Source organism: Holdemania massiliensis (genome assembly GCF_022440805.1).
In the GTDB taxonomy this organism is placed as follows: domain Bacteria; phylum Bacillota_I; class Bacilli_A; order Erysipelotrichales; family Erysipelotrichaceae; genus Holdemania; species Holdemania massiliensis_A.
The window spans coordinates 3,021,655-3,034,666 of record NZ_JAKNTK010000001.1 but is presented as its reverse complement, the minus strand read 5'-3'; the positions used below and the strand labels follow the sequence as shown (position 1 = coordinate 3,034,666).

The 13,012-nt window shown below is 45.8% G+C and carries 7 protein-coding genes; 5 read left to right on the top strand and 2 right to left on the bottom strand.

The features are described from left to right. Nucleotides 1-66 precede the first annotated feature (66 nt). The 5 genes from MCG46_RS14085 to MCG46_RS14065 all read left to right on the top strand — a co-directional run bounded on the left by MCG46_RS14085 (nucleotide 67) and on the right by MCG46_RS14065 (nucleotide 6,159). A complete protein-coding gene (locus MCG46_RS14085; RefSeq protein ID WP_240280535.1) occupies nucleotides 67-1,527 on the top strand; it encodes an ABC transporter permease in 1,461 nt (486 codons plus the stop codon). A gap of 17 nt (nucleotides 1,528-1,544) precedes the next feature. Continuing rightward, complete coding sequence (locus tag MCG46_RS14080; RefSeq protein ID WP_240280534.1) at nucleotides 1,545-2,981, top strand: ABC transporter permease; 1,437 nt, start codon at nucleotides 1,545-1,547, stop codon at nucleotides 2,979-2,981. A gap of 9 nt (nucleotides 2,982-2,990) precedes the next feature. After that, nucleotides 2,991-3,308, top strand: a complete 318-nt coding sequence (locus MCG46_RS14075; protein WP_240280533.1) for a hypothetical protein — start codon at nucleotides 2,991-2,993, stop codon at nucleotides 3,306-3,308. 523 nt (nucleotides 3,309-3,831) lie between these two features. Continuing rightward, the gene (dinB, locus tag MCG46_RS14070) at nucleotides 3,832-5,103 is read left to right on the top strand and encodes a DNA polymerase IV (protein WP_275890982.1); all 1,272 of its coding nucleotides are present in this window, start codon (nucleotides 3,832-3,834) and stop codon (nucleotides 5,101-5,103) included. A 144-nt stretch (nucleotides 5,104-5,247) separates the two neighbouring features. Further along, nucleotides 5,248-6,159 (top strand): nucleotidyltransferase family protein, encoded by a 912-nt coding sequence (locus MCG46_RS14065; protein ID WP_240280532.1) that lies wholly within the window; start codon nucleotides 5,248-5,250, stop codon nucleotides 6,157-6,159. 105 nt (nucleotides 6,160-6,264) lie between these two features. On the opposite strand, the gene MCG46_RS14060 is transcribed toward MCG46_RS14065, so the two are convergent. Both MCG46_RS14060 and MCG46_RS14055 read right to left on the bottom strand, forming a co-directional pair. After that, nucleotides 6,265-7,740, bottom strand: a complete 1,476-nt coding sequence (locus MCG46_RS14060; protein ID WP_240280531.1) for an FAD-dependent oxidoreductase — start codon at nucleotides 7,738-7,740, stop codon at nucleotides 6,265-6,267. A gap of 176 nt (nucleotides 7,741-7,916) precedes the next feature. Further along, a complete protein-coding gene (locus MCG46_RS14055) occupies nucleotides 7,917-12,902 on the bottom strand; it encodes a hypothetical protein (protein WP_240280530.1) in 4,986 nt (1,661 codons plus the stop codon). Nucleotides 12,903-13,012: the final 110 nt, after the last annotated feature.

Below are 13,012 nucleotides of genomic sequence, written 5' to 3'. Positions count from 1 at the left end.
CTCATCTTTTCTAATATTGAAGAAAGCAGATCTTCTCAATTGTTATAGTACATCAAGGAGCAATTTATGAATTTTTTTCACAGAGCATTGAGATCTATAGAACGACTTAAAAGCCGTACTTTATTCATGAGCTTGATCTTTTTTGTGATCAGTTTTTTAATTCTCGTCGGCATTAGTGTTTTATATGCAAGTGAAAATGCAATCACACGGGCAAAATCAGAAATGAATCCCATTGTGGTCGTAAGATCTGCATTGGATGCAGATAATTATTTAGATATCCGAAATAATAATCTGCAGCTTTCAGAAAAATTAGAACAGATGATACAGGATGAACGCATTGTGACGTGGAATCAGTGCGTAGAAATGAAGCAGAAAAGCGTTAATTTTAACAGCTATACCGTAATGGAAGACGACCGCGGTTCGACATCTCTCAATTATGAAATGAATGTTTCGTTATTTGGAAATAAAGCATCGGATTGCATTGAATTTCACAATGGATCCTATGAATTAACTGAAGGTCGGTTTTACAATGAGGAAGAATTAAAATACCATGACTATGTTTGTGTGATTGATGAAAAATTAGCGGAAGTCAATGGGATAAAAATCGGGGATACGATCATTACGCAAAGTTTTGCGAATTCCGTTGATGTTGAAGATTCTGAATTTCATTATTCATGGAAGGTGATTGGATTTTATCGCCATTGCATCAGTAAGAATCCCCAGTTTAGTGAAACTCGGCAAGTCATTTACGATCAAGAGCTCCAGGAAAATACGATTATAGTACCCGGGACAACCTTAGCTGAAATCAGTGCGGCTTATATGAATAGAATGGAAATGATTCTAAGCGAACGGGAAAAGTCTGAGCCTATTCATTGGGAGGAAGAAGATCAATACAGTTCAGAAATTATTCTGATGTTGGATAGTCCTGAACTTTTGGAGCCCTTTATTCAAGAATACAGTAGGATCAGTGATGGGATTTATACATTAGAAAGCAACAATGCCCTTTATGAAAAATATGGGAAGCCATTGAATGTTATTCAGTACTTTGCGCTTATTATTTTAGCGGTGGTTGTAGCCAATGGAATTCTTCTGATTCTGTTTTTATCAGCGCTGCAAATTCAGAACCGGAGTAATGAGATTGGCATTTACTTGTCTGTTGGTGTTCCGCGACATAAAATTATTATGCAATTTTTTATCGAGATGATGATCGAAATGTTGATAGGAACGACGATTGCGGGAATGTGTGCTTTATGGATTGTTAAACCCTTGAATGATCAGCTCTTAACACTGACCGTTATCCAAAAACAAACTGAATTTCTTGATGCGGATGAAGATCTTTCCTATTCAGAAGCGGAAAAATATTTTAGTGAAATCGATCCGGAAAAGATTTTAGATCAATTCCAGGTTGAGTTAACAGGAAGAGAAATCATTGCTTGTTTGATCTGCGAAGGTGGGATTCTGCTGATGAGCTTAGGCCTAACTAGTCCTACAATTTTAAAAATGAAACCTAAGAAAATTTTGACGTGATGAGGAGGAAAAAAAACATGGGCGTGATTTCACGGGCATTGCGTGCTGTTATCCGAGTTCCTTCGCGATCTGTTTTGATCAGTTTGTTATTTGCTTTAATCAGTTTCCTCATCTTCATTGGATTTAGTATGCAGACGGCAGGTTCTCAAGCGATACAGAGGGCAAAAAACAAAATGAATCCCGTGATTATCCTGGAGATGAACCTTGATTATTTGCGAACCTTAGAGAGCGAGGATAGCTTTGAGAAGCAGCGTAAAGCAAAAAAAAGCCTAGCTGCATTGTTCGATAATGATTTGATTTTAACCAGTAATTATCTTGTTTCGAACACGGGGACAAGTTTGGATTTTAAAAGCGTTGCTTCTGAGAAAAGTGGTTTATCCCAGACGAAACGAAATGTGCAGCTACTTGGAAATGGGAAGCCCGATATGGTCGAATTTCATACAGATTCCTATGTGATGAAAGAAGGACGTTTTTATAATGAAGAAGAAGTACGAAATTTCGCGCAGGTGGCGGTAATCGAGCAGGGGCTGGCGCAGGAAAATCAGCTGACGCTGGGGGATACAATCGAAATTGAATGGTGTGAGTTTGACGATTCCGCCGCAGTTTACTTAAAGCCGGAAGAGTGCAGAACAACGTTTGAAATTATTGGAATCTATGAGAACAAAGATAAGAATGAAGTGAGCGTGGATCGAAATCGAGCTGAAAATCAAATTTTAGTTCCAGGATCAACGTTGGAGGAAATTGTGAGAACTGTCGGATATGCATCCATTTTAGCATTGGACGATGGCGGGGAAGCCGGCGAAAAAGAAGATTTTAATGTAGGGCATGAAAATCCTGTGATTTTATTGAAGAACATCGATTTCATGAGTGAATTTAAACAACTAGCTAACTTCTGGGTTTCCCCAGTTTATAAGCTGAATACCAATAATGAAGTTCTTGAACGTGTTGAACAACCTCTAAATGTGATTACTTTCTTTGCCAAGACCTTGCTTGGAATTGTCATGATCAACGCCGTGCTTATTTTAACGACTGTTACCGCTTTGTTTGTGAAAAAACGTCAAATTGAAATTGGTTCCTTATTGGCTCTCGGTACTCGCCGTATTTCGATAATCATTCAATTCTACTTGGAATTATTGATGGAAATGATGATCGGGCTGGTGATCGCTGCTAGTCTATCGTTTGTTGTTCTTCCGTCCTTAGGGCAGAGGATTCTGGATTTATCGGTCGTTGACGAACAGGAATTTGTTACCGAATTTGAATTTGAACCAACGAATTCCTATTTCACTGAACTGAACCAACAGGAGGTGTTCGATGAATTTCAAATGAAAGTGGAGTTTCATGTCATTGTGAGCACAGTGGGCTGCGGACTTGTGGTGATACTTTTAAGTCTAATGTTTACCGCTGGAATCATCATGAAACTGAATCCCAAACAAATATTGCTCGGAATGGAATAGATCCTGGAAATGACTGCCATTTCCCCGGAATTTTCTTTTGTATATGGAAGAACGATTGTCCACAGTGATATTAACTATTGTTATGCGCAAATCGAAGAAATGCTGAACCCTGAGCTGAAAAGGCAGCCGATGGCCGTCGGCGGCAGTCAGGAAGAACGGCAAGGAATCATTCTTGCAAAGAATCTGCATGCCAAGAAATATAAAATTCAAACAGGTGAAATTTTGGATGAAGTCTGGCTGGATCTGACAGATTTGCAGCGACTGTTTGGTTCCATGCAAGAATCGCGCAAACGATCCAGCAGCGAGTCTATACTGAACTGGGATTAACAATCTCGATCAGATTATTCTTCAATAAAATTTTTGCTAATTCATTCTGTTAAAATATTATTTTTATTAAACAACTGATATAATGCCATTATAAAATAAAAAGAAGATGACTCAATGATGAAAAAATACTAATCTTACTTTTTGCAGACTTTTTATCCTTGATGAGTTTCAATAATGACGAAAATTGGAAAGTTGAGGTTTGTTTATGAAACTACGTGTTATTGTTTTAACCGTTATTTGCTCGTTGGCCTCTTTCTATCTTAGTCTAATGAATGCTGGTTGTGTTCCTTTATGTGTGCTAGCGGGGATGATTTTATATGAATTAAAGAAAATGAATTCTAAAGATAAATAAGATCATCTTTCAAGATAGATAATCCCGGAAATGACTGCCATTTCACCGGGATTTTCTTTTGTTTCACGAATCACCAGAAACTGGAAAGCGTGACATAACATTCACCAGGTAGAATGTCAAGAACATAACTTGAATATTATTCTTGTAAAATTCAAGGCAGAGGTGATCGATATGGAACGGGCGATTGTTCACAGTGATATTAACCATTGTTATGCGCAAATCGAAGAAATGCTGAATCCTGAGCTGAAAAAGCAGCCGATGGCTGTCGGCGGCAGTCAGGAAGAACGGCATGGAATCATTCTTGCAAAGAATCTGCATGCCAAGAAATATAAAATTCAAACAGGTGAAACTTTGGATGAAGCACGGATGAAATGTCCCCAGCTGCTTATTCTACCGCCGGATTACCATCGCTATCAGCAGATTACCGATCAGGTTAAAGCGATTTACCGACAATATACGGATCGGGTTGAAGAATATGGACTGGATGAAGCCTGGCTGGATCTGACAGATTCGCAGCGCCTGTTTGGCCCCGCACAACAGATCGCGCAGACGATCCAGCAGCGCGTCTATACTGAACTGGGATTAACGATCTCGATCGGATTATCGTTCAATAAAATTTTTGCCAAGATGGCTTCAGATTTTGTGAAGCCCAGCGGATTTGTGACCGTGAACCGGACAAATTTTCAGGAAAAAATCTATCCGTTATCCGTGCGGGAATTATTTTATGTCGGAGCCGCAACCCAGAAAAAGCTGCAGGCATGGGGAATTCTGACGATCGGTGATCTGGCGGCTCAGGATCGGCAGTTTATGCGCCGTCATTTCGGCAAAGTGGGGGAAATGCTGCATTGGTTTGCGCTGGGCGAGGATATCAGCGAAGTCGCTTTGAGCAACGAGGCGATTCCAGTGAAATCGGTCGGCAACAGTGTTACGGCAGTTCATGATCTGCATACCCATGAAGAAGCGGTGCTGGTATTAAGAGTGTTGGCGGAATCGGTAGCTTCGCGTCTAAGGGATCAGGGGCTAAAAGGCAAAGGCATAGCGCTGGGGCTGCGGGATATCCATCTCTATCGCTGGACTCGGCAGCATCAGCGTTCCCGACCGACGCAGCTGGCGGAAGAAATTCTGCAGGAAGCCGAAATCCTTTTGCGTCAAGCCTGGCAGAACGCGCTGCCGCTGCGCAGTATCGGGATCAGCGTGTTTGATCTAAGTTCAGATCAGACCGGGGAACAGTTGGATTTGTTCGCTGATGAACAACAGCGTCAGTCATTACTGCAACTGGAAAAGACCGTCGACGGAATTCGCCGCCGGTTTGGCTTTGAGAAAATCCAGCGCTGCAGCTTGCTGCTGGATAAACCACTGACCCATTTCAATCCCAAACAAGATCAGACAATTCACCCGATTGGCTTTCTTAAGGGGCCGATTCAAAGCGGGAGTCGGCGCTGAAATATAAGTCTTGACTCTTTTTAAAGCGAAGGGGGTTGATCTGGCCGTAAGGGATTTCAAGCCTGTGCCAAATCGGTGTCTCAAACTGTGAAAAGCATGATATAATGAAACCAACGAAAGATAAAAAAGGAGATTAGAAATAAGATGAAAAAACCAGTTTTAGTCATTCTGGCCGCCGGTATGGGCAGCCGCTACGGCGGACTGAAGCAGATTGATGCGGTTGGCAGCAATGGCGAGCCGATCATTGACTTCTCGATTTACGATGCTCATGAAGCCGGCTTCGACAAGGTCGTGCTGATCATCCGCAAAGAACATGAGGAAGCTTTCCGTAAAAATCTGACCGACAAAGTATCCAAGCATATGGAAGTGGAATTTGCTTATCAGGATCTGGCTGATGTGCCGGCAGGGATTACGGTTCCAGAAGGCCGGGAGAAGCCGTGGGGAACGACGCATGCGTTACTGGCCTGCCGTCATCTGGATGCTCCGTTTGCGATCATCAATGCCGATGATTACTATGGCAAGGACGCTTTCCGCGTAATTTATAATTTCCTGTCCAACGAAGTGAAGGACGGCGAATATGGAATGGTCGGCTATGTGCTGGAAAATACCCTGACCGATCATGGCACAGTTTCCCGCGCTATCTGTGAACGGGATGAAAACGGCTTCTTGCAGAAGATCGTGGAATGCCCGAAAATTGCGAAGGACGGCGATCATGCGAAGCTGACTCAGGATGATGGAAAGACTTGGGAACCGATTGAAAAGGGTGCGGTGGTCTCGATGAATTTCTGGGGCTTTACGCCAAAAATCTTTGATCAGTGCGAACCGATTTTTGAAGAATTTATCCGTAAGGGAATTGTTGAAAATCCGATGAAGTGCGAACATGTCATCCCGACTGCGATCGGTACGCTGTTAGAGCGCAAGGCCTGTACGGTAAAAGTGCTGACATCCAACGATCGCTGGTTCGGCGTTACTTATAAAGAAGATAAGCCGTATGTCATGCAGTGTTTGAAAGAATACAAAGACCAGGGGCTGTACCCATTTGATTTGTGGAAATAAGCGCCCAGTATTGAAATTAAAATAGAAGAAGGACAGGACTGAAGTTTCTCAGTACCTGCCCTTTTTTGTATAGGAATCAAAGAAAGTCAAGAATCGGAAGGATTGTTATTTCAGATTGGGATGCAGGCTGTTGATTCCCGGATAATGCTGCAGCGAAACATTGGAAGGGGAGTAAAGACTGCGGCCGTCCAGGGTGAAGCGGGAACCATGGCAGGGGCAGTCCCAAGTTTGATCTGCAGGATTGTAATGCAGCGGACATCCCATATGTGGGCAGGTCAGATCCACCATGAATTCCAGCCCTTGTTCAGGAATGACAACCCCGTAACGGCGGCCGTGCAGGCGTACGACACTTCCGGTGCGGAGCGGTTCGCCATCAGGACTGACAGAGAATCGGTCTTTGAAAAACGCTTCGGTTAGTGTTCCGGCATTGCCCAAGGTATACAGACTGAACAGATCTCCCTTGCGTCGGGCCCGCAGGTAATCAGGAATAACATAGGCTGCATCCTGCAGCTGGGAACAGATCATCTCAGCGGCAGTCATAGCCCAAGTATAACCCCATTTGGAATAACCTGTCGCAACCCAGAAATGATCCTGAATCTGACCGATAAACGGCAGATGATGGCGTGGAATTAAATCCTGGGCTGTCCAGCACGCCAGCGGCTGATGAACATCCAACGTTTTTGCGGTTTGTAAAAGCTGAGCGTAAGGATCTTTTGGATAATGATGAATTCCGATGGCGGGGCCGGCTAAAAGCAAAGCCGGTTCGTTTTCTTTTTGTGCAAACCGCAGCGATAAAGCTTCACTCGGATCGACAGTATTGAGAAGCAGGCCGTTCAATGCCGGATCACAGCGAAAGGCCGCAATCGCTTCACGCTGGTAATGAAACCGTGCCGCATACAGCTGCAGCCGGTCAAAGGCGGGAAACTGAGTGGTTAGAATCAAATCTTGAAATCGTAAAACATAGCTGCCGTCGCTGATCAGGCAATGATCCTGAATTTCAATGATCGGGGATTCCTCATAAAGTGTCACTTTATCTTTTAAGGCTTCCAACAATCCCTTTTGAAACAGCCAGGGATCAAGCAAAGCTTGTTGGGCTAAGGCCACTTGATCCTGCTGCTGAAAGGGAAGACCCCATGCCGGCGGATCTGTCAGCTGCGCGCCGATGGCATTCAGCGCAGCTTTTTCCTGCTTCAAGATCGCGGTTCCTTCCTCACTCTGGGCTGCCAGTACAGCCGCTGTCCGCTGCCAGCCGCACTGAATCTCCGCAGCTTGAATCAACTGTTCGTATTGATCAACAGCCCGCCGATTGATTTCATACACCGACTGAGCTAATTCGGCAGGCAGCGTATGATAAAACGCCCCGTGCAGTGCGCTGACCTTGCCGGTGTTGCGCACGGAGTTGTTTTCCAGAAAGCGCCGTTTTTCAACGACGGTAACGTGCCGGCCGCTGTCTTTCAGCAGCCAGGCGCATAACAAGCCGGTTAACCCGCCTCCGACAATTGCGATGTCGGTTTCCTGATCTTCATTCAGCTGCGCTGCTTCCCATTGCAGGCGCTGCTTCTGCCAGTATGATTTCTGCATATCCTGTCACCTCTGAGCATTTCTATTCTTTCTTAGTATGGACAAAATAACAGAAATCAACCCTCATTCATAAGTTAGCTGCAAGAACCTGTACAGAAACAGTGCCGGGGATTAACCGGCACTCGATGAAATCAGAAAAGGAAGTATTTAAAAGCTGAATGTCGATCAATCCGAGGTTATTTTGCCTTTCCCGACTGCAGCCGCTTCAGCGCTATCGTCTGAGGAATCGCTCCCGTACCGACAATCACTAGATCATTCGGAAAATAAACGGCTTGGGGTTCCATGACCTTGCCTTCAGGAAATAAAAGATTGCTGACGGCAAACATTGGCATGGCCGATAAGTTAATCTTGGGTGCTTTCAGTTTATCGGTGATTTCTTTTTTTGCGGCTTTGACGATATCCTCGCTGACGGTGCCGGAACTGATATACCATGGGCGTTTGGTGGGATAGGTTGCCTTCACCTGCGGATCGGCGGCCTGAATCGGCTCAAAAGTAATAACAAAGGTGTCAGGGTCGATGACGGCCTGCGTACTGGCATCATAAGAACAAGTGAAATGAACAGAATCCCACTCTACGTTCAAGGCTGCATCCGGACAATCCGGATCCGGCAGTACGGTTCTTCCCTGATAAGGAAACGAGTCATCCCAAGCTGCATTGCAGTGGGTGCAGATTGAATCCAGCGTCAGATCCACTGTGATGCTGTCCATTGGAAAGTTGACAATGGCATGTTCTTTAACAATACGGTAATTACCGCGCGCCTCAAAGCCTTCTTTGATGTCAGCCGTATTGTCATAAACGACCCGTGAATCAGTAAATTGGGCCTGCCAGCTAATCTGCGGAAGCGAAGTGGTCGTTACTTTGCAAGGTCCGATATCTCGCGTTAAGGCTGGCTGAATTTCTTTATTCCAGAACAAATCCGCTGAGAAATACACGGCGGCGTCCTGCGCTTCCGTGACAACCCAGGTGTTTTTGGGCCAAGTGCGCCGCATGCCGAAAGCGGGAACCGCTGGGCTGACGGTTAAGATATACAAGGCCAAAACATCGACATGAGCCTCCGTCTTTTCATAGAGATCTGAACTCGTATAAGTTCGAAAGAAGAACTGCGTCGGTTTGAGAAAAGGAATATCCGTATCTAACCGCAGACTGCCGAGAACCCAAGGCGGAATATTTTCTTTTTTAAAGAAAGTCGTAATCATATTTGCTAATTTCACGTCTATGATTTTAGAAATCGTAAAATTTTCTAACAGGAAAGCTCCTTGATTGATCTGAATAGCGACTGATTTTTCATGCACAGAGCCGCTGAGTTCCTTAAGCTCTACCTGCGTGACTAAAGCGGCAGGCTGTTTAGGATCTTGAGAAAATGAATAGGATTGACTCTGACTTCCGCTGCTTCCGGTTTCGGTGATCGTCAATGTACCAGCGAGAATCGGGATCCGAACATCTGCTTTCTGATCTCGGAAGGTCAACAAGGGCGCGCCCAGATCGGCTTTCAGATCATAGCTCAGGGTCGAGAAGACCGGTGTTTCTTCCATATGGCATTCAATGTGCTGCAGAAACTGACGATATTCAGAAAACTCCGGATTCTGTTCGGCTGTCCAGCGTTCGGCCCAAAGCTTATTGATCTTAGCTAAAGAAACGAAGCTGACAACATCCCATCCGTCGGTAATCGACAAACCCTTCAGTTTGGCGACAAAAGGTTCTTCTGCATTTTTCCTCATTTGATTTTCCTCCTTATTGAGAGCCAGCGGATTCACTGGCCAGTGACTGCGGTAGCTGGGACAGGCTTCCAGCATCAGACTAAGCCGGACAGACGTGGTTTCTGTTGGAATGGATGCATCGCGGTTGTCCTCCGCTTGAGCCAGGCGAATCCGCATTTTCTGAAATGGCGTTGGTTTAGTGAAATATTGCCCCCATTCCTGTGCAGGGTGAGTATCCATGATCGTTCTTCCGGTTGCAATATCGTAGATAACGACCCAGCGACGGGAAATCATTCGATAACTGAGCGTTTCCTGGCGAAGTCCTCGATCCAGCATCGGATCGCTTAACGTTTCGATGAAAATATGACAGCGGCCGGAGGCCGTGGTCAGACCGTCAATCCGTAAATCCATGGCGTGAATGCGAACTCGCGCCAGATTGCGGAATAGCCCCTCATTCATCGAAGGTTCGATCAAAACGCCGTCATCACTAAGCAGTTGAGATACAGGCAAATCCGCAAAGACAACATCGACAGGTCCCAGATCGGTCGGTGGATATGGATAATTGTCCAAGGCTTTGAGAGCTGAAGCGGCCTGGGCTGCCAGCGTTTCCTCTACTGACAACAAATCATACCGGAGAATCGGGGTCGGCTGGCTTAAATAGTGATAGGTCATCGAATCATCCTGGAGCCGGACTAATTCACTGATCATCAGCAGGGCGCGGGTCTGACGCTGCTGCAGCGAACCCTCCAGCTGTCCAAGATCCAACAAGATGGACTCTTCCGGCTTCCAATTCGGGGAATTCAGCTCCAGAGATAAAGCCTCAAGCCGGATTTGCTGAGCATCGGATACCTTCTGCATTGCCTGCTGGTAAAAGATTTCACGCTGGGCCCCGGCAATCTGATCGACTGCTGAGTTCAGTGCGGAGGCAGTATCGATCAGTTTTTTTATGACGTTCAGATAGTCCCCAGTTTCTATTGGAATCAGGCTGCGGCAGGTGGACAGCTTCACTTCACAGGCATACAAAAATGCTTTCCAGTCTTGCTCTGTCGGTATGGCAGCGTCAATTGTCAACTTATCCAAATCGTTGATTTTCGATACATAATCAGCCAAGGATTCACTGAGTGAAATAATCTTGTTGATCTCACCGGCATATTTCAGAAAAGCGTCCCATTTCTTTGCGGTTTTGGCGATATCCGTTGTTTCGCTGTCAAGCAAGGCAAAGTTAAAGGAACCAGAAACGATGCCGAGCAGCGCCTCAGTAAGGCTGAAGATGAATTCCATGGAAGCCTTGGCTCGCTCAGCCTCCAGGTTTTTTTCAATCGCTGTATCCAAAACTTCCTTTTTGGTTTTCAGCTCTTTTTCATAGCTGCTGTACTGGGATAAAATTTCACCCTTGCGGAGGGAGAGCGTTTGGATGAGATTTTCTTGAGAATGAATGATCTGACTGTAAGCAGCGCTCATATCGGCTTCTTTTTGGGCTAAGGCGGTATTTTGGTTAATCATGAACTGAGCGATTTGGCGCAGATTTTCATCTCGTTCGGCTTCTTTGTAGCTTCGACGCAGTTCTGCTTGAAAGGCATCAATTCGCTGTTCAGCTAGATTCAGCTGGGCTTGAAGATCACGGCTGAGGACCAACAGACGATCAACGGTTTTTTGATAAGCGGTATATCTCAGTGCAGGAACAACACTAAGGTAAGGCGTAGGATCGGATGGGTCATGGCTGCCGCGGATCAAGGTGACGGCTTCAGCAAACAGCCAGCTCATGGTTTCATTTGGTTTTTCCTGCCGACTCTCTATTTCATTCAGATACTGTCCTGCATAGGTGCGTATCCATTCCAGGCAATGCCAAGCTTCCACTGCGGTTGGTCGTGTTTCATCGGTATAGTTCTGGATATGAACTGGAACCGAGGCGCTTAAAAGTAAGGTCTGAAGGCCGTTTTGAAGCGATTGCTTCTGCCAGCGGATTCGCTGTGTTTCTTGAGGGTTCAGAAATACAGCCGTTGGAAAATGACCGCGGAAAAATGTTGTATAGCTCACGGCTTCCTTGTCAGGGCTAAGCTGGGAAGCCCAGTCTCCGAAAACGATTTGGTGATGTTCCGGATCGGAGGGGTCGTTAAGGATCAGCGTACCGCACATCTGCAGACAATACAGATTAAATTGCTTAAATCCAGAAGGGCTGACGGTTATTGTGACAGCCGTCGTCGGACAAAGGAAGCGGCGGCAGCTGAACAACAAATCTTCACAGCAGGATAAATCAAGATCCCGATCGATGACCAAGACGTCGGCTGTCAGCACAAGATGGCGCAGATCCTGAGGATTCATCGTACTTTGATCCAATTCGTCGTTCAAATGGATGACCATGGCAGCCCGGCTGGTGTAAGGCGAACGCATAACGGGTACAGACTCCGGCAAAAAATCGGCATAGAGCTTTCGATAGTCAGGCAGAGGTTCAGGTTCTTCATTCCATGCCGGGCCTGCCAGGGACAAGCCAAAGCGTGCAATGCTGCTCTGAATGGTGAACTGACTGCAGATTTTGTTCAGCTCGGGGTCATTTTCAATCCAATCGGCAAGCGGTTCAGCGGTAAAACCGCAACAACAAACCTGATCGGCGGAACATAAAGTTTGCTGAACAGAGCGGTTCAGCAGTACGGAAAATAAGGATTCTGAAACTGAATAAAGGGGATCAGCAAGCTGAGAGCGAACCTGCTCCAATACGGGATGACCTGAAAGTAAGCAAACGCGTCCAGGGTATTCGCAATAGGCGGAAGATGTGAAAAAGCGGAAACTTAACGCGCTGGTTCCAGTCCATCCGGAATAATCCATAGCTTGACAGACAGTTTGATAATTTTCATCATTATAGACAAAGACTTGATATACACAATCACCGAGAAGCAGCTGATCCAGTACATGGGTGCCGGCTGTCTGAGCCATCCAGTCCAGCAAGGAACTCAATTGGGAAGGCTCATCTTTGTCCTTCACGGAGGCTTTCCATGCCTCGCTTTGTGTTTTCAAGCGGGTGCGGCACAATGCTTTTTGCTTCTCTGTCATCGTGACTGGCTGATCTGTGATCCGCCGCGGAATTTCCGCGAGTACATAATGCTGAGCGTTCTGGATTGGATCCTCTGACAATCCCAGCAGGTTTAATAGCTGAAAGAAATACTCTGCCTTCTGTGCAGCATGATCCTGCAAAACGGCTCCGGCGAACCAACCTTCCGGCCTTCCGGGAATCTGAAAGCGGCGCCAGAATGTTCGGATTAACGTGATCCAATCTTCGCAGGGAGTCAAAATCAATTCGGGGCCGATGGGACAATGAGTGGGATCCTGCTGCAGCCATGGCTGGATGTCCGATAATTCCCCTCGGGTCAGAGAACTTCTTAGCAGCTGGGAAAAATTCGGACGGGCTCCTGCCAACAAATTTACAATTTGACCCGGAGCGCAGGAGGAAATATACGCAAATGATTTCATGATGTAACATCCTTTCCGAAAAGCATTCCCTTGTATTAAACTGCCAGTTCGCTCAGCAGAGGATCAAAAGAAGCATTTTCTATTCTATATTTATGCGAACGGCTTCGTAT

Excerpts from the sequence above, each read along its gene's own strand:
- MCG46_RS14085 (WP_240280535.1), top strand. The coding sequence starts at position 67 with ATGAATTTTTTTCACAGAGCATTGAGATCTATAGAACGACTTAAAAGC.
- MCG46_RS14080 (WP_240280534.1), top strand. The coding sequence starts at position 1,545 with ATGGGCGTGATTTCACGGGCATTGCGTGCTGTTATCCGAGTTCCTTCG.
- MCG46_RS14075 (WP_240280533.1), top strand. The coding sequence starts at position 2,991 with ATGACTGCCATTTCCCCGGAATTTTCTTTTGTATATGGAAGAACGATT.
- dinB (WP_275890982.1), top strand. The coding sequence starts at position 3,832 with ATGGAACGGGCGATTGTTCACAGTGATATTAACCATTGTTATGCGCAA.
- MCG46_RS14065 (WP_240280532.1), top strand. The coding sequence starts at position 5,248 with ATGAAAAAACCAGTTTTAGTCATTCTGGCCGCCGGTATGGGCAGCCGC.
- MCG46_RS14060 (WP_240280531.1), bottom strand. The coding sequence starts at position 7,740 with ATGCAGAAATCATACTGGCAGAAGCAGCGCCTGCAATGGGAAGCAGCG.
- MCG46_RS14055 (WP_240280530.1), bottom strand. The coding sequence starts at position 12,902 with ATGAAATCATTTGCGTATATTTCCTCCTGCGCTCCGGGTCAAATTGTA.